This is a genomic window from Variovorax sp. 01N429 (assembly GCF_056399425.1).
On record NZ_JBFTRG010000013.1, the window covers coordinates 125080 to 143529 of the forward strand.

Here is an 18450-nt window from a genome sequence, read left to right on the forward strand (position 1 = left end):
AAAGGACAACGCAATGAAACCAATGAACGAGTCTGAAGTTGCCGCGATCGCTGACGCCGTCGTTGTGGACTGGGACGTCCCCATCACCATGGATGACGGAACGATTCTGCGTGCCGACGTGTTTCGTCCGGTGGAGAAGGGGCGCTACCCCGTGATCCTCAGCTATGGCCCTTACGGCAAGGGATTGGCCTTTCAGGACGGCTATCCGGCTGCTTGGGAAGGCATGATCCGCAGCCATCCCGATGTGGCAGAGGGATCCAGCGGTCGCTACCAGAACTGGGAAACGGTGGATCCTGAGAAATGGGTGTGCGATGGCTATGTGTGCATCCGCGTCGACAGCCGCGGCGCCGGCCGCTCGCCCGGACTGCTGGATCCCTGGTCGGAGCGAGAGATCAGCGACATCTGCGAGGCGATTGCCTGGGCCGCAGCACAGCCGTGGAGCAACGGCAAAGTCGGCATGAACGGGATTTCCTACTACGGCATAAACCAGTGGTTTACTGCATCGCGCCGTCCTCCGGCGCTGTCGGCGATCTGTGTCTGGGAAGGCGCCGCCGACCTCTATCGGGACGCCGTGCGCCACGGTGGCATCCCTTGCACGTCGTTGTGGAAGGCCTGGTTCGAACCCCAAGTCGTGACCGTCCAGCACGGCGCTGGTGACCGCGGTCCGCGCAGTCGCGTGACGGGTGAGCTGGTTGCAGGCCCCGAGACCCTGGGTGACGAGGCTCTCCGGTCCAACCGGGTGGACCTTGAACAAGAGCTGACGAGCCGGCCCCTCCCGGACCCGTATTTCGAGGCTCGGGCGGCACGATGGGACGCCATCGACGTGCCGCTTCTCTCGGCGGGCAATTGGGGAGGGCTCGGCCTGCATCTGCGGGGCAACACCGAAGGGTTCATGGAAGCGAGTTCCAAGCAGAAGTGGCTCGAGATGCATGGCGGCGATCACTGGTCTTCGTTCTACATCGCCAGTTCGGTCGCCCTGCAGAAAAGGTTCTTCGATCACTTCCTGAAGGGCGCGAACAACGGCTGGGACGCCGAACCTCCGGTGAACCTGCAGATCCGGCACGTGGACAGGTTCGTTGCGCGCAAGGAGCAGGCATGGCCCATTCCGGACACGCGCTGGACCCACTACTACCTGGAGCCAGGGCATGCGGGCCTCGACAGTTCCGTCCCGGTGGACAACGCATCCGTCACCTACGAGGCCCTCGGGCCGGGCCTGGTGTTCATGCTGCCGCCCTCGACCAGCGAACTCGAGGTGACGGGGCCCTTGGCAGCCCGTCTCTACGTTTCCTCCGAGACCACCGACGCGGATCTCTTTCTTACCGTTCGCCTATTCACGCCCGACATGAAGGAAGTCACCTTCCAAGGCGCCAACGACCCGAACACGCCGATCGCGCAAGGGTGGCTGCGTGCGTCGCACCGGAAGCTGGACGCAGGGCGCTCGAAGCCCTGGCGGCCCTGGCATGCGCACGACGAGATCATCCCGCTCGTGCCCGGCGAGGTCTATCCAGTCGACGTGGAGATCTGGCCGACGAGCATCGTGGTGCCGCCTGGCTACCGACTGGCCCTGAGCATCCGTGGCAAGGACTTCGAATACGCCGGCCCACCCGTGATGGCGTTGCACCCCACACACGAGATGCGAGGCTGTGGGGCGTTCGTTCATGACGACGAGCGGGACCGTCCGCGGTCGGTGTTCGGTGGGCGGGTCACGATCCATACCGGTCCGGCGCATCCGTCTTCCATCCTTCTTCCCGTGATCCCGCCTCGAGCGTGATTCATCCCTCCAGGAGACCATTTTCGTGAAGCAACACCGAGTGATCATCAGCTGCGCCGTGACCGGCAGTGTCCATACGCCCTCGATGACGCCCCACCTGCCGATCACCCCCCAGGAGATTGCGGACGCAGCCGTGGGTGCGGCCGAGGCTGGCGCCGCCATCATCCACTTGCACGCGCGAGACCCCGTCACCGGGCGCCCGGACCAGTCGCCGGACGCATTCGGCAAGTTCTTGCCGAAGATCAAGGAGCGATGCGATGCGGTGATCAACATCACCACGGGCGGTGCGCCCGGCATGACGGTAAGCGAGCGCATTCAACCTGTGATCGAGTTCAAGCCGGAAGTCGCCTCGCTCAACATGGGATCGATGAACTTCGGCATGTACCCCATGCTGGAGCGCTTCAGCAATTTCAGGTTCGATTGGGAGGCTCCGTTCCTGGAGAGCACCCGCGACCTCGTGTTCAGGAACACTTTCAAAGACATCGAACACGTCTTGCGGGTCGGGTACGAGACGGGCACCCGCTTCGAGTTCGAGTGCTACGACACCGCGCACCTCTACAACCTGCGGCATTTTCTGGACCGCGGAATGTTGAAGGCTCCTCTCTTCATCCAGTCTGTCCTCGGCATCCTTGGAGGAGCGGGGACGCATCCGGAGGATGTGGTGCACATGAAGCGGACGGCCGACCGGCTGTTCGGGGACCAGTACCACTGGTCAGTGATCGGGGCAGGCGCCGCGCAGCTGCGAGTGGCGACGCAGGCGGCAACGATGGGCGGAAACGTGCGCGTCGGCCTGGAAGACTCCATTTGGCTCCGCCCCGGCAAGCTGGCTGAGTCGAATGCGGACCAGGTCCGGGCCGTGCGAAAGCTGATTGAAGGATTGGGGCTGGAGATCGCGTCTGCCGAGGAGGCGCGCGAGCGCCTGCAGCTAAAGGGCGCCACAGGCGTCAACTTCTGAAGGAACGAACGTGTCGAAAGTGCTTGTTGTGACCGGCGCTAGCCGGGGTATTGGTGCCGCGATTGCGCTCCTTGGTGCGAAGGAGGGTTACGGGGTCGCAGTGAACTACCGGAGTGATCGCGATGCCGCGGAAGCGCTCGTGCGAGATATCGCTCGTCAAGGAGGCAGGGCCGTGGCCATCTGCGCTGATGTGTCGACCAGCGCGGGAGCCGCGAAGCTCTTCACCGAAGTTGACGAGGAATTGGGCCCTGTCTCCGCGCTGGTGAACAACGCCGGCATCTCCGGTAGCCGGTGCCCGATCACCGAGATCGACGAGGACAGGTTGCGGCGGATCTTCGAGACGAATGTGTTTTCCGCGTTTTACTGTTCCCGCGAAGCTGTCAGGCGCATGAGCCGCACCAGCGGCGGCGAAGGCGGCTCGATCGTGAACGTCTCGTCGGCCGCGGCACGCCATGGCGGCATGCCCGGGCTTGTGCACTATGCGTCCACGAAAGCCGCGTTGGACGGCATGACCATCGCGCTCGCCAAGGAGCTCGGGCCACTCGGCGTTCGGGTGAACAGCCTTCGACCCGGTGTCATCGTCACCGAAATGCACAATGAGTTCGGAGGCGCAAAGCTCATCGAAAGCATTGCGCCGACGATCCCGATGCGGCGTCCGGGCACTGCGGCCGAAGTCGCTGAGGCTGTGCTCTGGCTAACGTCGGAACGCTCGTCGTACGTACATGGTGCTGTCATCGACATTTCGGGCGGAAGATAAGATGCTCTTCGAGATGCGGACCTACCAGTTGCCGCCCTCACGCCTGAAGGACTACCTCGCCATCTACGCAGAAAAAGGCAAGTCGCTTCAGTGTGACGTGCTCGGGCACTTGGCCGGCTGCTACACGACGGAAGTCGGGGACCTGAACCAAGTGATCTTCATTTGGGGATTCAGTTCGTTCGAGGACCGGATGCGTCGGCGCGCCGCGCTCGCCAACCTCCCTGCGTGGCAAGCGTATGTCGCGGAGGTCGCTCCTCTATTCATCCGGCAGGAGAGCAGACTTCTGATGCCGGCTCCTTTCATCGAGGCCTAGCCGATGCAGGACGCGATGCGGCGCCCGCTCGTCGCCGCGCTGGTGTGCGGCAGCCCCCGCCGCAACCACGACTTCGATTTCGCGCGGCTGCGGCTCGCTGCTGCTCCACACGCGCTGGGGCGGCGAAGCGTTCGGCGGCATCCAGTTCGAGGAAGCCGATCGCCCGATGCTCTATCGCCGCCCGGCCGGCGACGGCGGCGTGCTCTATCTCGCGCTCGGCCACGCCAATCGGCCCTATGACAAGCCCTTCCCGCACGTGCCCGATCAGCCCGACTATCGCGGTCCCTGACGGGTTTCAAAGTTCCGCCGGCGCAGGTGCAGTGAGCTCCCAACGGCCGCTTCTGGGCTCCATTGCCGGCTGCTGTAAGCCCGGTTTGGGCCCGAACCGGCTGTACGGTTTTCTCTGAAGCGACCGTTCGCTACGATGCCGTGATGACACACTTGACCACTTGACCGCCACAGAAATGGGCAATCGGCGACATGTGTGTGCTTTGCGGTCGCGCTGCAAGATGGCAAATGGATTCGACTTGATCACGTTGCTCATGCAACGTTCGATCTCAGTCCGGCGGCCTGCGACGCCACTTCGAGACGCTACAGCCGAAGCGGCTCCCGAACCATCGGGAGAACGCGCTTGAGGACGAGAAACCCAGCAGCGTCGCGACTTCGGACAGTGGGCGATCGCTGCTTTCCACATAGCGCGTTACCAGTTCCGAGCGCACCGCATCGAGGATCGACGAATAGCTTTCGCCGGATTGCGCGAGGTGGCGTTGCACGGTCCTCGCCTCGACCCCCAGGTGCTGCGCCACCCGTTCCACCGAGCACGCGCCCGATGGAAGCAGCGCCAGGACCAGCTTCCTGACCTGGTCGGACATCTTGGCATTGGACTGCGCCAGCATCGCGTCAAGGTATTGGCGCGTCTGATGCGCCATGACCGGGTCATAGGACGGGATCGCGGCGTCGAGGTCCGAGGCCAGGCACACGATGCCGTCGAAGTCCTGGTTGAATGCGATCGCCGAGCCGAAGACCCGCGTGTGGACGGCGAGGCTGGCCGGCGCATGGTGCGTGAAGCAGATCCGGCCTGGCCTCCACTCCGCGCCGACAATGATCCTCAGCATCCGGTGCAGGACGCCGAGCATGAGTTGCGTCGCCTGGCGCACCGATCCGGGAAAGCCACCCAGCATGTCTTCGCGAATGATGGCCAGGCCTTGCGTTTCCTCGACCCTCAGGAATACCGCCTCGTTCTGCAGCCGAAGGTAGTGCGCGATCGATGCGAGCGTCTTGCGCAGCGTCGGCTCTTCGCGCGCCACGAAGCCAAGGGGTCCAAGGTTGGAGAGTTCGCGGGTCTCGGCCATGCGAAGCCCGAAATCATCGATGCCCGCCGCCTGCGCCGACGCTTCCAGCAGGCGCCCCACCGCCTCGGCCGGAATCTTGATGTCCGGATCCAGCAGCACCGACCTGTTGATGCCCGCGGCACTCAACTGCCGGTAGGGGTCGAGTCCGACCGATCGCGCTACTTCGACGTAATTGGTCAGGCTCGCGCTGCGTAGCAAGTAGGCCATCCGAGTTCCTGCGGTGTCGCGATATGCAAAACCATTGTCGCGATTTGTCAAACCGAAATCCATGCGATCTCGATACTTCCCTGGCCCGAACCGCAACCATGCACCGAGCAAATTCATTTGAACCGACAACCCACCAGGACGACAAACCATGCATTTCCTAGACGACTCCCTGCTGCCTGAAAACCAGGAAAAACTCGTGATCCAGGTCGCGCCCTACGGCCCGCAATGGGCGCCCGGCGACTCGGACGATATTCCGGTCACGCTCGACCAGCAGGTCCAGAAGGCCGTCGATTGCTACAACGCCGGCGCCACTGTGCTCCACGTGCATGTGCGCGAAGAAGATGGCAAAGGCAGCAAGCGCCTGTCCAAGTTCAACGAGATGATTGCCCGGCTGCGCGAAGCGGTTCCGAAGATGGTCCTTCAGGTTGGCGGCTCGATCTCCTTCGCACCGGAGAGCGAGGGCCAGGCCGCGAAGTGGCTGAACGACGACACGCGCCACATGCTGGCCGAACTGAATCCACGGCCCGACCAGGTGACCGTCGCGATCAACACCAACCAGATGAACGTGATGGAGTTGATGACCGAAGCCGATGTGGCTGGCACCTCGCTCACCAACCCGGCACTGCAGGCGGCCTACCGCGACATGATCGTGCCGTCCAATCCGTCCTGGCATGTCGAACACATCCGGCGCCTGGTCGCCAACGGCATCCAGCCACATTTCATGCTGGGCAACCTCACGCAACTGGAAACGGTCGAACGCTTGATCCGGCGTGGCGCCTACACCGGCCCGCTGATCCTCAACTACGTGGCCATCGGCGGCGGCGCGGCAGGACTGAATCCAGCGGACATGATCGAGTTCGCCCGTCGCACGCCCGAAGGCGCCGTGCTAACGCTGGAAACCCTGAACCGCAACGTGGTGCCGATGAACACCCTGGCCATCGCGCTGGGCCTGCATGTGCGCGTCGGTATCGAGGACACGCTCTTCGGACCCGACGGCGAACGCGCGACCTCGGTGCAGCAGATCGAGAAGATGGTGCGCATTGCCCGCGAACTCAACCGGGACATCGCGACGGGCGAAGACGTGCACCGCATCTACCAGATCGGCACTCAGTGGGCATCCATCGACGAGACCCTCGAGCGTCTGGGCATGCCGCCGAACCGGACGCCGGCGGCGGCGCAGCGCAGCGTTTCGCTGCGCAAGGTCGCCTGAGTCAGCACGCAGGGATCGCCGCGGCAGCGTATCGCGGCGTCCCTGCGGCAGTCGGAATCCCCCAAGGAGACACATGATGTTCTGGAAGAAAAGTCCCAACGCGGTCCTTGCATCGCTGCTGGTCATTCACGTGCTCGCCCACATCGACCGCAACATGCTGTTGGGCTTTTCGCCGCAGGTCATCAAGGATCTGGCGCTCAGCAATGCGCAGTACGGATTCCTGGTCGGCTCTGTCTGGGTGCTCAGCTTCGGTTTCATGGCCATGTTCATGGGCACGCTGGCGGATCGTTTCAGCCGAACGAGGGTCATCGCGGCCGGCGTGCTGATCTGGAGCGCCTGCACCTGGGCATCCGGGCATGCCCAGAGCTTTGAGCAAATGGCTGTTGCGCGCTTCTTCGTCGCGAGCGGCGAAGCAGCCCTTGTCCCGGCTGCGGTGGCCTTGCTGGCCGAACTGTTCTCCGAGAAGCGGCGGGGCACGGCGATGGGCGTCTTCTTCGTGGGCATCCCGCTGGGCATCGGACTGAGCTTCCTGTTGGCCGGCACGGTGGGGGCGAGCCTCGGGTGGCGTTCGACCTTCACGGTGCTCGGCATCGTCGGGGCGGCGATCGCCCTTCCGTTGGCCTTCCTGCGCGAGGAGCGCGGACAAGGGCGCGAAAAGAATTCCGGTCCGCAGCGGGGCCAGCCCTTTGTTGCCCAGGTGCGCGCAGTGCTTGGGGTGGTCGGGCACAACCGTGCCCTGCAATTCGCCATCGTCGGCTTCGTGCTGGTGCACATGGTGTTCGCGGGTTTCTCATTCGCCCAACTGTGGATGGTGCGCGAGCGCGGCTTCGATGCGGCCGGTATCGCGAAGTCCATCGGCGCGTTGCAGATCGTGTTCGGCGTGCTCGGCGCGGTGGTCGGCGGCGTGATGAGCGACCGCTTCGCCAAGCGCCTTCCGGGCGGCCATGCAAGCTTCATGGTGCTGGTGATCATGCCGTGCGCGCCGTTGATGATCGCCTACCGCTTCGCGCCGCCCGGTTCGGCGCTGTTTTATGCAGGCATGTGCGCAGGCTTCTTCCTGCCGCTGGCGCTCTATGGGCCGGCCAACACCATGATTCAGGGCTTGGTGCCGGCACAGATGCGCTCGACCATCGCGGGCGTCACGATGCTGCTGATCAATGTGTTTGCCCTCGCGATCGGCACCGTGGCGGTCGGTTTGGTGAGCGACCGGCTGGTTGAGGCCGGCAGCCCCCACGCATTGACCACGGTGCTGCTCGCGACCGACATCCTGACCATCAGCGCCGGGCTGTTGTTCTGGCTCGCCGCACGCCAGGTGCGCCTGGGCCGAGCGCAACTCGACCGGTCGGCACGCCCGACGCTGGCGCACTGAATGCGCCGCCCCGTTCGACGATCTGACAATTCGACACCATGAAGGAAATGATGAAATGAACAACGAGACAAACCGCAGCAGCACCACGCCGATCTGCGACCAATTGCGCGCGACCGGGAACTGGAATCCGGCCTGGGATGCCTTCGCGGAACTCGACCCGGCATGGGCCGAGAAATTCATGGCGATGGGCATGCATCCGATCATGTCGGGCGTGCTCGAGCCGAAGGTGCTGGAATTCATCGCCATTGCGGTCGATGCGTCGTGCACCCATATGTACGCGCCGGGCACGCGCCGTCACATCCGCAAGGCGCTCGAACTGGGCGCCACCATGCAAGAGGTCAATGCCGTGCTGCAGGCGGTGAGCGTGCTCGGCATCCATAGCAGCAGCCTGGGGGCACCGATCCTGCTGGAAGAACTGGCGGCCATCGAACAGGCCAGGACAGCCATCGCCCAGGCGGCCGGCTGAACGCACAAGGCCAAGGTACCTCTCACGATGCAAAGACAAAGCCAGCATCTCGTTGGGCGTGTCGCCCTCGTCACCGGTGCCGGTCGCGGGCTGGGCGGCGCCATCGCCATCGACCTCGCCAAGGCTGGCGCGCGGGTGGCGATCTGCGACATCGACATTCCGGCACTGGAGCAGACACGGCGGGCGGTCGAAGCGGCCGGCGCACAGTGCCTGGCGCTGCGTTGCGACGTGTCGTCCAGCGGCGAAGTCGCCCAGTTGTTCAGCAGCATCGTCGAGTGCTTCGGCACGCTGCACATCCTGGTCAACAATGCCGCACTGGTGCCGAGCGGGCCCGCCGACGCCGAGCGCCGCAACAAGCACTACGCCCACATCACTACGCCGGTGCCGCGTCAGTCGCTCGGCTTCACCAGCGCCATGAGCGACGAAGAATGGCATCGCTACTGGGACGTCAATGTGCACGGCGTGTTCTATTGCACCCGCGAAGCGCTCAAACTGATGGAGCCGCAGCGCGATGGAAAGATCGTCAACATCGCGTCGATTGCCGGCATCTCGGCGATGAGCGCGCACAGCCCGCACTACAGCGCCACCAAGGGCGCGGTCATCGCCTTCACCAAGTCGGTCGCCGCCGAGGTGGCGGGCGCCAATGTCTTCGTCAACGCGATGGCGCCGGGCGGCGTGGCGACTCCCGAGCTTACGAAATACTTTCAGGCCGCCGGTGAGGAAAAGCGCAACCAGTTCTGGCAGGTCGTGCCGGCCGGGCGCCTGGGCACGATGGCGGAGTACGCGTCGATGGTGACCTATCTGGCGGGCGATCACTACCTCGTGGGCCAGGTGATCAGCCCGAATGGCGGCGCGGTGATCTGAGCGCGACCCCGTGGCGCATCACGATCTTCCCGCGAACCCCTGCGTGAATATCTGCAGGATGGACCTGAACGCCCGGTATTGCCAGGGGTGCATGAGAACGCTCACCGAGATCGCCCACTGGGACCGGATGAGCGTGTCGCAGCGCATCGATCTCGCAACACAACTCCAACGCCGCCGCGGCACCCAGCCGGCGCAACGGCATGACTCCAACAACCCAACATCTTGAAAGTGGAACGAGCAATGAACGGCTTGATGATGCAAAGGCAGTTGCTGATCTCCTCACTCATCGTGCACGCCGATCGGCATCACGGCGATACGGAGATCGTGTCGCGCCGGGTCGAGGGTGACATCCATCGCTACACCTACCGGGACTGTCACCGCCGCGAGCGCCAGATGGCCAATGTCCTCACCAGTCTGGGTGTGAAAGCGTCCGAGCGCGTCGGCACGCTGGCATGGAACGGCTATCGCCACATGGAGCTGTATTACGGGATCTCCGGCATGGGTGCAGTGATGCACACCATCAATCCGCGCCTGCCCGAAGACCAGGTCGTCTATATCGCCGATCACGCGGAAGACCAGTACATCTTCTTCGACCTGAGCTTCCTGCCTCTGGTCAAGGCCATTGTCAGGCGCTGCAAGACGGTCAAGGCCTTGTCGCCATGACCGACTGCGCGCACATGCCGCAGGATAGTGGCATTGCGAACCTGCTGTGCCACGAAGACTTGATCGAACAGAGTTCGACCGCCTATGCGTGGCCGACCTTCGACGAAGACACCGCGAGCACGCTGTGCTACACGTCAGGCACGACCGGCAACCCGAAGGGCGTCCTGTACACCCATCGCTCGTCGTTGCTGCACACCTTTGCCGCTGCCCTGCCCGATGCGCTGAACTGCTCGGCGCGAGACGTGATCCTGCCCGTGGTGCCGATGTTCCATGTCAATGCATGGGGCATCCCGTACATCGCGTGCATGGTGGGCGCCAAGCTGGTGTTCCCGGGCCCCGGGCTGGACGGCAAGTCGCTGCACGACCTGTTCGAAGCCGAACGGGTGACGCTCTCCGCCGGGGTCCCGACGGTATGGCAAGGCTTGCTGACGCATCTCGAACAGAACGGCCTGGAATTCTCGACCATGAAGCGCACCATCATCGGCGGCGCGGCCTGCCCGCCCGCGATGCTGCGCAAGTTCCAGGACGTCTATGGCGTGGCCGTCTTGCACGCCTGGGGAATGACCGAACTGAGCCCGCTCGGGACTGTCGGCGCCTTGAAATCCAGGCACCTGGCGATGTCCCCGCAGGACCGGCACGCCGTGCAAGCCAAGCAGGGCCGCGCGGTGTTCGGTGTCGACATGAAGATCGTCGACTTGCAGGGCTGCGCGTTGCCTTGGGACGGAGCGACCGCCGGCGACCTGCTCGTACGCGGCCCCTGGGTGGTGCGCAACTACTTCAGGAACGAAGAAGGCAATCCTCTGCAGATCGATGCCGAGGCCAATGGCTGGTTCCCGACCGGCGATGTCGCGACGATCGATGCGGACGGATTCATGCAGATCACCGATCGGAGCAAGGACGTGATCAAATCGGGGGGCGAGTGGATAGGCTCGATCGACCTGGAGAATATCGCGCTGGCCCATCCGGCGGTCGCTCAGGCGGCGTGCATCGCGGCGAAGCATCCCAAGTGGGACGAGCGCCCCCTGCTGATCGTCGTGCGCAAGCCGGGTGGCGAACTCACGCGCGAGGAGCTTCTCGCTTTCTATGACGGCAGGATCGCCAAGTGGTGGACGCCGGATGACGTGGTCTTCGTGGACAGCATTCCGCTCGGGCCGACCGGCAAGGTGCAGAAGAACAAGCTTCGGGACGTTTTCCAGGACCACCTTCTGGCTGCGGCCTGACCCCACCATGATCTCGACTCTCGCGGCGTTGCCGACGCGCGGCCGCACGCTCTTCCCTGGCGTACTCGCCAGCCTGGTAGTGGCAGCCGCCGCGACATTCCTCTCGCAGCACTATGGCGCGCCCGTCATGTTGTTCGCCCTGATCCTGGGCATGGCGATGAACTTCCTGTCGAGCGACGGTGCCTGCGGAGCCGGCATCGGGTTCACCGCGCGCGAGGTGCTGCGGTGCGGCGTCGCGCTGCTCGGGCTTCGCATCACCATTGGCCAGGTCGCGGCCCTGGGCTGGCATCCGGTGCTGCTGGTGGTGGTCTCCGTGGTGGTGACGATCTCCGTGTCGATGGTCGTCGCGAAGTTGATGGGCTTCCAGAGCCTGTTCGGGCTGCTCACCGGCGGCGCCACGGCCATCTGCGGCGCATCGGCTGCGCTCGCGCTGGCAGCGGCACTGCCCGCGCATCCGGGGAAGGAGCGTGCCACGCTGTTCACGGTGGTCGGCGTGTCGGCGCTGTCGACGCTGGCGATGATCGTCTACCCCATGCTGGCCCACCTCCTTGAGCTCGACCCGCGTGCGGCGGGTGTTTTCCTCGGCGGCACCATCCACGACGTAGCGCAGGTGGTCGGCGCGGGCTACAGCATGTCGCGCGAAACCGGCGACGTGGCGACTCTTGTCAAGCTCATGCGCGTGGCGATGCTGCTGCCGGTGATCGTGTTTGCGGTGATGTGCACCCGCGCTCGCGGCAAGGGAGCCGGCGGCCCCCGGCCACCGTTGTTGCCCTGGTTTGCCGTGGCCTTCGCGGCACTGGTCGCGATCAACAGCACCGGCTGGATTCCGGCAAGCCTGACCAAGCTGGGCAGCGATCTTTCGCAATGGTGCCTGGTGACGGCGATCGCGGCGATCGGCATGAAGACGCAACTGCGCGACCTGGCCACCGTCGGGCTGAAGCCGGTGGCCTTGATGGTCGGCGAGACTGTGTTTCTCATCGCGCTCGTGCTCGCGATGTTGCGCTGGGCGTCTTGACGCGATCGACGGCTCGATCGCGTCAGATCAACAATGGTTTCCCTCAAATGCAATCAATGCTCGGCTTGGCGGCGGCTCATGTCGTCAGCACGGAAGATCGAGGCATGCCGTCGAACGGGGCAGCCCTTTCATTCGCATTCTTGCGGGCCACGACACCTTGCGGCCCGGCCTAGAAATGAATTTCGCGGGGCGACCACGTACGTGCAGTTAAGTGGCGGCCGGGATGTGTTTTTTGTTGTTGTCGTGTCAAGAATAGAGCCTGCTCGACGGCTGATGGGCCGCATGGTGTATGTGATCCCGCGCGAGCGCTCGACCCGAAGGAAGGAATGACATCCAAATTCATTCTGGCGCTATGCGCCGCGACGCTCGCGGTGGGTTGCGTGAGCAAGCAGTCTTACAACACCGAAGTGAAGACGGCCGACACCTATGCGGCGCTCAACACCAAGCTCTCGAGCGAACTGAGCAGCGACCAGGCACAGATCACACAGTTGCAGAACCAGCTCAAGGTGACGATGGTGAACGACATCCTGTTCCCCGAAGGAGGCTGGACTCTCCACGCGACGGGCGAAGAGACTCTGGGCAAGATCGCGCCGACTCTGTCGAACCTGCCGGGCCAGCAGGTCATCGTGCAGGGTTTCACCGACAACGTGCCGATCGGCGGTACGCTGAAGGTGCGCTTCCCCTCCAATCTGGAACTGTCGTCGGCGCGCGCGGACAACGTGGTGCGCTATCTCACCTCCAAGGGCGTGCCGCCCGCCACGATCTCGGCCCAGGGCTTCGGAGAAGCTCGCCCGGTGGCGAGCAACGACACGGCGCAGGGCAAGGCGAAGAATCGCCGCGTCGAGATCGTGATCTCGGCAGCCAGTCGGCCGTAGCAAATCGGCGGCTTGCTGCCTGGCGCTGCCTCAAGCTTTGATCAAGGGCCGCCTTAGGGGCGGTCCAACACAGGAGTCAGCAAATGAATCGATTTCGATGCGTAGCAGGCCAACTCGTTCTCGCGACCGCAGTGGCGTTGGCTACAGCGGTGTCGTTCGCCCAGCAGGCCAGCGCTCCTAAATCTCCCAAGTCCGCAGCCAATGCACAAGCGGCTTCCCAATTGGAACCCAAGGCGATGGAATTGCTGCGCGCGATGGGCGTGAGTTTGGCGGCTGCGAAGTCGATGGCCTTCACGGCCGTCGTCACCTACGAGAGTCCAAGCAGCGTCGGGCCCGCATTGGCGATCTCTACGTCCTCCGAGGTGCTTGTGCAGCGGCCCGACAAGCTGCGCGTCATCACCCTCGGCGACGGCCCCGCCGCGGAGTACTACTACGACGGCAAGACTCTGACCGCCTTCGCGCCGGCCGAGAACCTGGTCGCCGTCGCGCCCGCACCCCCCACCATCGACGCCATGCTGAAGTCCGCCTTCGACAGCGCCGCAATTTACTTTCCATTTGCCGATGTGGTCGGCGCGGATCCCTTCAAGAACATCACTCAGGACCTTACGACAGCTTTCTACGTCGGCCAATCGAAGGTGATCGGCGGCACGACCACCGACATCGTGGCCGTCGCAAACGACAGCATGTTCATGCAGATCTGGATCGGCGCCGACGATAAGCTGCCACGCAGGATGCGCGCGGTGTTCCGTGGCGACCCGCTGGGCCTGCGCCATGACCTGGAGCTATCCAACTGGAAGCTGGACCCGGTGGTCGCTTCCGAGGCCTTCGCCTCGCTCAACGCGGCCAATGCCCGGCGCATCGAGTTCGCCGCTCCGAAGGCACCCGCACAAGCCAAGGCCTCGCGTGCCAATACCGCCAAGGCCGCCGTGGCGCAATAAGGAGTGCTCGCCATGAAGATCACAAAAACCCTGCTCCCGCTCCTCGCCTTCGCCGTGATGGCCGCGGGATTCCACGCGCCGGCGGCCGCGTGGGCCAGCGCCAACCGTTTCGGCGGCCACTCCGAAGGCGGCTTTGGCGGCGCGACCCACGAAAACGCCTTTGGCGGCAGCACCACGCACAGCTGGGCCGGGGCAACCAGTCATACCAACCGGTATGGCGGTACCACCACCGGCGCCTACGGCGCGGGCGCGGTGCACACCACGGCCGGCGGCGTCAGCGCCTACCGGCCTCCCGCCTATGGCGAAGCAGGCTATGCGCCCTATCACCCGCCGGTGGCCGTGCCCTATTACCACGCCGGTTGCTACAACTGCGCGGGCGCGGTAGCCACGGGCGCCGTCGTCGGTGTGGCTGCGGGCGCAGCGATCGCCACCGCGGCGGCACGACCCGTCGTGCCTGCGGCGTACCCGATCGGTGTCAGCTACGCGACGCTGCCGGCCGGGGCGGTGATCGCCGACCGAAACGGCGTCAGCTACTACCAGGTCGGGACCACCTGGTTCAGGCCGGCCTATGGCGCCAACGGCGTGTACTACAGCGTGGTGCCCGCGCCTTGAGCACGAGTGCCCTGCCCTTGAATGACCAGCAATGAAAAACAATCGAATGGCGCTGGTCGCCGCGCTGGCCTGTGCAGCCTCTGCATCCACGTTCGCTCAGACGAGCAACGAGGAGCTCGCCAAGGCGGCGCAGAACCCTCTCGCCAGCCTGATCAGCGTGCCGTTCCAACTCAACACCAACTTCGATACCGGCCCGCAGGAGAAGACGCAGAACGTGCTGAACATCCAGCCCGTGGTGCCCTTCAGCCTCAACTCGGACTGGAACCTCATCACGCGACCATCGCGCCGCTAATCTGGCAGCCGCCCTTTGCGCCCGGAGAAGGATCAACTTTTGGCCTCGGGGATATCCAGACAACGCCTTCTTCTCGCCGAAGAATTCCGGCGAATGGATCTAGGGCGTCGGAGCGGTGCGCCCCGAGGTGGGCGATGCGTCTTCAGGCGCAGCTCTTGTTCCCGAAATAGCGAGATCGTCATGCCGCCGAGAAGACAGTATGAGTCTCGGGCTCTTCCGGGCCCGATATGTTGGTCGTTTTATCACTTGAGAGGAGATGTTCCATGAAGTCGAAATCACTCGCCTTGTCGTTGAGCACAGGGGTTGCCATCGTGACGGCCTTGACCATGACATCTTTCACTGCGCAGGCCGCAGGGAAGATGTCGGTCAAGGAAGCCCAGCAGATCGCCCAGGATTCCTACATTTACGGCTATTCGCTGCTCACGACCGATGTCACGCGCATCCAGATGAGCAATGTGCCCAAGGCTGAGGGCCTGACCTCTCCGCTTGGGCAGTTCACCAACGTCCCACGCTACCCACCGGCCGACTACCGTGCCGTCTCGGCACCGAACGCCGACACCTTGTATTCAATCGCCTGGGTCGACGTCTCCCAGCCGGTGGTGTTCAGCCATCCCGACATGGGCAAGCGCTTCTACTTGTTCGAGATGACCGACCTGTGGATGAAGGACTTCGACACCCCCGGCACGCGCAATGCGGGCGAGAAGGCAGCCAACTATCTGCTGACCGGCCCTGGCTGGCACGGCACAGTGCCAGCCGGCATGAAGCAGATCAAGTCCGAGACCCGCTACATGGTGATCCTCGGGCGCACCTATGCCGATGGCAGCGATGCCGACTACAAGACGGTCAACGAGCTGCAGGCGCAGTACAAGCTGACGCCGCTTTCGGCGTGGGGCAAGACCTTCACATACCAAGCCCCTGCAGTGGACACCACCGCGGGCTACGACATGAAGGCCAAGCCGCAGGAAGTCATCAATGCGATGGACACTTCGGCCTACTTCAACAGGATGGCTACCCTGATGTGCAAGGACGCACCGCCGGCTGCGCAAGACAAGGCGATCCTGGCGCGGATGGCCAAGCTGGGGATCGAGCCCTGCAAGCCCTTCGAGACGAGCAAGCTCGACCCTGAGGTGCAGTCAGCGATCAAGGACACCGGCAAGCAAGGCTTCGCGCGGATCGAGGCGAACCAGGATAAGCTGGGGCACAAGGCCAATGGCTGGACCATCACGACCGGGCTGGGTGTCTACGGCACCGACTACCTGAAGCGCGCCATCGTGGCCGCCTTTGGCTGGCCGGCGAACCTGCAGGAAGACGCCGTTTACCCCTACACTTTCGTTGACGGCGACGGCAACAAGCTGACGGGTGACAACAAGTACACGATCACCTTCCCGAAGGGCCAAACTCCGCCGGTGAACGGCTTCTGGTCGATCACGATGTACATGATCGATGGCGGTTGGTGGTTCGTGCCGAATCCGCTGAACAAGTTCACGGCCAGCATGCGGGACAAGCCCACCTTCAACCCGGACGGCTCGCTGACTCTCTACTTCCAAACCCAGTCTCCCGGCAAAGACAAGGAAGCCAACTGGCTACCCACGCCGAAGGGTGAGTTCATTCCGATGCTGCGGATGTACTGGCCAAAATCCGGAGCACCCTCCGTCCTCAACAAGACATGGGTGCCACCGGTGGTCCAGAAGGTCAGCTAGAAGAGCGCGCATTGCGCTTCACCGAGGGCCGGTGCGCTATCTCATCTCCAAGGGCCTGCCGCCTGCGCGGTGTCCGCACAAGACTTTGGGAATGGATGTGCGAACACGGCGGCAGAAGCCTGGATGAACAGCTCCTTCACCAGCTGGAGCTACTCGCAGGACGCCTTCAACAAGTGGTCGTCCGCCCTTGCGCAGCGGTTCGCGGAGAAACGGTTCTCGTGCTGGCACGACCAGCGCATTTCAGCGGGTTAGTTCAATCCGCATATCGGAGCCTTCAATGATCAATCGTCACATTCTTGCCGCAACTGCAGCGGCCGGCCTTCTGAGTTTCGCAGCTCAGAGTTCGATGGCCGTGGAGTGCGTGCGCGGTGTCTATCGCGCCGGCTGCGCGGGTCCCAACGGCGCCGCAGTCGTCAAGAAGCCAGTTCCGGCCGCGCAACCACATGTCACCTGCGCTGCCGGCGTCGCTCGGGCCGGTTGCGTCGGACCGAACGGCGCTGCTGTCGCTCGCAGGCGCTACTAGTCGCGTCGCGAATCCGCAGGTCCCGAGGTGTTGAAGCTCTGCGTTGTGCATGCAAGCGTGCAATCTCGGCGTGCCAATCTTTGCGGAAGAAATCGAGGCGCGCCACTTGAACTAGCCCATGGTCTCAGAAATATTGCCGGAGCTCTCAATGGCACACGAATCGGGATCCAAAAGTAGCCCTGCAGATTCGCGAAGGCAGATCGCCAAGCAGAAAGTCAAGCACGAACTCCAAGAATGGACGGCAATGTTCGTTTACCTTTGGGTCATGTTCGGTCTGTTCGCGCTACACCAGTCGATTCTCCTGGCACAGGAGCATCAGAATTTTCGCTTGCAAGGGTTCGCTCTCATCAACGCGTTGGTTCTCTCCAAGATCATGCTGCTCGCCGAGGGCCTGCGCTTCGCGCAAGGAGGACCGCAGTCGCGTCCAATCGCGACTATCGTCAAAAAGAGCCTTGCCTTCGCATTGCTGTTAATAGTTTTTCACGTCGTTGAAAGCATCATCGTCGGTGTCGCATCCGGCAAGACGGTGGCCGCGAGCTTCCCGGAACTGGCGGGCGGTCACCTCAAGGGCATCGTCTCGCTGGCGATCATCATGTCCGTGTCTCTGGTGCCGTTTTTTGCCTTTCGCGAGGTGAGCAGGGAGCTGGGGGAAGGACGCCTACTGCGGCTGCTCTTCGAGCGGAGTCAGCGATTGAGGAATTGAGTTGAGACCGTTTCAGGGTCGCGAACTCGCGCGAAGATCTGGTGGTCTCAACGCCGGGTTGAGGGCCGCTTCGATCAGGTACCGCGTGGATTCCATCGCGTAGGGACGCGGATAGGCAATGGCGGTGGGAGTGGGGCAGTGGGAGTGGTCTTGGCCTTCTTGGACGTAAACATCCTGCCGGTGGCGGGGGCGATCGGCTTGGCGCCCTTTGCATGGTGACGATGGGTGGGATGGTGGGACGTCTGCCCGGCCACCTTGCAGGTCGCTGGGCAGAGGCCGTCGGCGGCATCCTGCTGATCGGTCTCGGGGCAGTGATCCTCTAAGAGCATCTGGGAGCTGCTTGAACAGTTGTCCTGTGCACTGCCGTGGGCTGTTCCAGCCAGCAACGTGGTCATGCTCACAGGCTGCCGCGAGAAGCTCTTTAGCTTGTTGCGGCCGAATTGTTGATGCAACCAGACCGCCGGGGAGCAGTCGTTCGCGAAGGAATCCTTCTGGCTGCGGATTCAACCGGTCGATGCAACCCACTGATGACTGCCGTAGGCAGAAGGAGTGTTGCAGATGGCTTACCGGACGCGAACCTACTACACGGACAGCCAGAAGGCATTGATGTGGGAGCGATGGAGGCAGGGATGGACCCTGCATCAG

At 63.6% G+C, this 18450-nt stretch carries 20 protein-coding genes and 1 pseudogene; 20 read left to right on the forward strand and 1 reads right to left on the reverse strand.

Going from position 1 to position 18450, the window contains the following annotated elements:
• Positions 1–13: 13 nt before the first annotated feature.
• The 5 genes from AC1DSF_RS22015 to AC1DSF_RS22035 all read left to right on the forward strand — a co-directional run bounded on the left by AC1DSF_RS22015 (position 14) and on the right by AC1DSF_RS22035 (position 4085).
• Complete coding sequence (locus tag AC1DSF_RS22015) at positions 14–1771, forward strand: CocE/NonD family hydrolase (RefSeq protein ID WP_478183431.1); 1758 nt, start codon at positions 14–16, stop codon at positions 1769–1771.
• Positions 1772–1796: 25 nt separating this feature from the next.
• Positions 1797–2726 carry a 3,5-dioxohexanoate:acetyl-CoA acetone transferase gene (kce, locus tag AC1DSF_RS22020; RefSeq protein ID WP_478183432.1) on the forward strand — a complete coding sequence of 310 codons (930 nt, stop codon included), beginning with the start codon at positions 1797–1799 and terminating at the stop codon, positions 2724–2726.
• 28 nt (positions 2727–2754) lie between these two features.
• Positions 2755–3483, forward strand: a complete 729-nt coding sequence (locus tag AC1DSF_RS22025) for an SDR family oxidoreductase (protein WP_478183435.1) — start codon at positions 2755–2757, stop codon at positions 3481–3483.
• Between the two features lies 1 nt (position 3484).
• Entirely contained in the window at positions 3485–3796 is a 312-nt protein-coding gene (locus AC1DSF_RS22030; RefSeq protein ID WP_478127753.1) for an NIPSNAP family protein, read from the forward strand.
• Between the two features lie 166 nt (positions 3797–3962).
• Positions 3963–4085, forward strand: a complete 123-nt coding sequence (locus tag AC1DSF_RS22035) for a hypothetical protein (protein ID WP_478127754.1) — start codon at positions 3963–3965, stop codon at positions 4083–4085.
• A gap of 268 nt (positions 4086–4353) precedes the next feature.
• On the opposite strand, the gene AC1DSF_RS22040 is transcribed toward AC1DSF_RS22035, so the two are convergent.
• A complete protein-coding gene (locus AC1DSF_RS22040) occupies positions 4354–5355 on the reverse strand; it encodes an AraC family transcriptional regulator (RefSeq protein WP_478183433.1) in 1002 nt (333 codons plus the stop codon).
• 148 nt (positions 5356–5503) lie between these two features.
• On the opposite strand from AC1DSF_RS22040, the gene AC1DSF_RS22045 reads away from it, so the two are divergent.
• The 15 genes and pseudogenes from AC1DSF_RS22045 (at position 5504) to AC1DSF_RS22115 (ending at position 17805) form a co-directional block, all read left to right on the forward strand.
• Positions 5504–6565, forward strand: coding sequence for a beta-keto acid cleavage family enzyme (locus tag AC1DSF_RS22045; RefSeq protein ID WP_478183434.1), 1062 nt, complete (start codon positions 5504–5506; stop codon positions 6563–6565).
• A gap of 76 nt (positions 6566–6641) precedes the next feature.
• Entirely contained in the window at positions 6642–7934 is a 1293-nt protein-coding gene (locus AC1DSF_RS22050) for an MFS transporter (RefSeq protein ID WP_478127757.1), read from the forward strand.
• Between the two features lie 55 nt (positions 7935–7989).
• The gene (locus tag AC1DSF_RS22055) at positions 7990–8400 is read left to right on the forward strand and encodes a carboxymuconolactone decarboxylase family protein (protein WP_478127758.1); all 411 of its coding nucleotides are present in this window, start codon (positions 7990–7992) and stop codon (positions 8398–8400) included.
• Positions 8401–8427: 27 nt separating this feature from the next.
• Positions 8428–9264 (forward strand): SDR family NAD(P)-dependent oxidoreductase, encoded by an 837-nt coding sequence (locus AC1DSF_RS22060; protein ID WP_478127759.1) that lies wholly within the window; start codon positions 8428–8430, stop codon positions 9262–9264.
• Positions 9265–9355: 91 nt separating this feature from the next.
• Positions 9356–9490, forward strand: a complete 135-nt coding sequence (locus AC1DSF_RS22065) for a DUF1289 domain-containing protein (protein ID WP_478127760.1) — start codon at positions 9356–9358, stop codon at positions 9488–9490.
• Positions 9491–9504: 14 nt separating this feature from the next.
• Positions 9505–11147 (forward strand): annotated as a pseudogene (locus AC1DSF_RS22070) (3-(methylthio)propionyl-CoA ligase).
• A 7-nt stretch (positions 11148–11154) separates the two neighbouring features.
• Positions 11155–12162 (forward strand): YeiH family protein, encoded by a 1008-nt coding sequence (locus AC1DSF_RS22075; RefSeq protein WP_478127761.1) that lies wholly within the window; start codon positions 11155–11157, stop codon positions 12160–12162.
• A 326-nt stretch (positions 12163–12488) separates the two neighbouring features.
• Complete coding sequence (locus AC1DSF_RS22080; RefSeq protein ID WP_478127762.1) at positions 12489–13037, forward strand: OmpA/MotB family protein; 549 nt, start codon at positions 12489–12491, stop codon at positions 13035–13037.
• 83 nt (positions 13038–13120) lie between these two features.
• The gene (locus tag AC1DSF_RS22085) at positions 13121–13975 is read left to right on the forward strand and encodes a DUF2092 domain-containing protein (RefSeq protein ID WP_478127763.1); all 855 of its coding nucleotides are present in this window, start codon (positions 13121–13123) and stop codon (positions 13973–13975) included.
• Between the two features lie 12 nt (positions 13976–13987).
• Positions 13988–14587 (forward strand): hypothetical protein, encoded by a 600-nt coding sequence (locus tag AC1DSF_RS22090; protein ID WP_478127764.1) that lies wholly within the window; start codon positions 13988–13990, stop codon positions 14585–14587.
• Between the two features lie 31 nt (positions 14588–14618).
• Entirely contained in the window at positions 14619–14879 is a 261-nt protein-coding gene (locus AC1DSF_RS22095) for a hypothetical protein (RefSeq protein WP_478127765.1), read from the forward strand.
• Between the two features lie 263 nt (positions 14880–15142).
• Positions 15143–16579, forward strand: coding sequence for a DUF1254 domain-containing protein (locus tag AC1DSF_RS22100; RefSeq protein WP_478127766.1), 1437 nt, complete (start codon positions 15143–15145; stop codon positions 16577–16579).
• Between the two features lie 123 nt (positions 16580–16702).
• Positions 16703–16831: a hypothetical protein gene (locus tag AC1DSF_RS22105; protein ID WP_478127767.1), complete on the forward strand. Its 129-nt coding sequence runs from the start codon at positions 16703–16705 to the stop codon at positions 16829–16831.
• Positions 16832–16856: 25 nt separating this feature from the next.
• On the forward strand, positions 16857–17102 hold the full coding sequence (locus AC1DSF_RS22110) for a hypothetical protein (RefSeq protein WP_478127768.1): 246 nt from the start codon (positions 16857–16859) through the stop codon (positions 17100–17102).
• A gap of 148 nt (positions 17103–17250) precedes the next feature.
• Positions 17251–17805, forward strand: a complete 555-nt coding sequence (locus tag AC1DSF_RS22115; RefSeq protein ID WP_478127769.1) for a hypothetical protein — start codon at positions 17251–17253, stop codon at positions 17803–17805.
• The last annotated feature ends 645 nt before the right edge of the window (positions 17806–18450 follow it).

Bases quoted from the DNA above. Each gene is read 5' to 3' on its own strand.
- AC1DSF_RS22015 (WP_478183431.1), top strand. From the start codon at position 14: ATGAAACCAATGAACGAGTCTGAAGTTGCCGCGATCGCTGACGCCGTC.
- AC1DSF_RS22030 (WP_478127753.1), top strand. From the start codon at position 3,485: ATGCTCTTCGAGATGCGGACCTACCAGTTGCCGCCCTCACGCCTGAAG.
- AC1DSF_RS22035 (WP_478127754.1), top strand. From the start codon at position 3,963: ATGCTCTATCGCCGCCCGGCCGGCGACGGCGGCGTGCTCTATCTCGCG.
- AC1DSF_RS22040 (WP_478183433.1), bottom strand. From the start codon at position 5,355: ATGGCCTACTTGCTACGCAGCGCGAGCCTGACCAATTACGTCGAAGTA.
- AC1DSF_RS22045 (WP_478183434.1), top strand. From the start codon at position 5,504: ATGCATTTCCTAGACGACTCCCTGCTGCCTGAAAACCAGGAAAAACTC.
- AC1DSF_RS22050 (WP_478127757.1), top strand. From the start codon at position 6,642: ATGTTCTGGAAGAAAAGTCCCAACGCGGTCCTTGCATCGCTGCTGGTC.
- AC1DSF_RS22055 (WP_478127758.1), top strand. From the start codon at position 7,990: ATGAACAACGAGACAAACCGCAGCAGCACCACGCCGATCTGCGACCAA.
- AC1DSF_RS22060 (WP_478127759.1), top strand. From the start codon at position 8,428: ATGCAAAGACAAAGCCAGCATCTCGTTGGGCGTGTCGCCCTCGTCACC.
- AC1DSF_RS22065 (WP_478127760.1), top strand. From the start codon at position 9,356: ATGAGAACGCTCACCGAGATCGCCCACTGGGACCGGATGAGCGTGTCG.
- AC1DSF_RS22075 (WP_478127761.1), top strand. From the start codon at position 11,155: ATGATCTCGACTCTCGCGGCGTTGCCGACGCGCGGCCGCACGCTCTTC.
- AC1DSF_RS22080 (WP_478127762.1), top strand. From the start codon at position 12,489: ATGACATCCAAATTCATTCTGGCGCTATGCGCCGCGACGCTCGCGGTG.
- AC1DSF_RS22085 (WP_478127763.1), top strand. From the start codon at position 13,121: ATGAATCGATTTCGATGCGTAGCAGGCCAACTCGTTCTCGCGACCGCA.
- AC1DSF_RS22090 (WP_478127764.1), top strand. From the start codon at position 13,988: ATGAAGATCACAAAAACCCTGCTCCCGCTCCTCGCCTTCGCCGTGATG.
- AC1DSF_RS22095 (WP_478127765.1), top strand. From the start codon at position 14,619: ATGAAAAACAATCGAATGGCGCTGGTCGCCGCGCTGGCCTGTGCAGCC.
- AC1DSF_RS22100 (WP_478127766.1), top strand. From the start codon at position 15,143: ATGAAGTCGAAATCACTCGCCTTGTCGTTGAGCACAGGGGTTGCCATC.
- AC1DSF_RS22105 (WP_478127767.1), top strand. From the start codon at position 16,703: ATGAACAGCTCCTTCACCAGCTGGAGCTACTCGCAGGACGCCTTCAAC.
- AC1DSF_RS22110 (WP_478127768.1), top strand. From the start codon at position 16,857: ATGATCAATCGTCACATTCTTGCCGCAACTGCAGCGGCCGGCCTTCTG.
- AC1DSF_RS22115 (WP_478127769.1), top strand. From the start codon at position 17,251: ATGGCACACGAATCGGGATCCAAAAGTAGCCCTGCAGATTCGCGAAGG.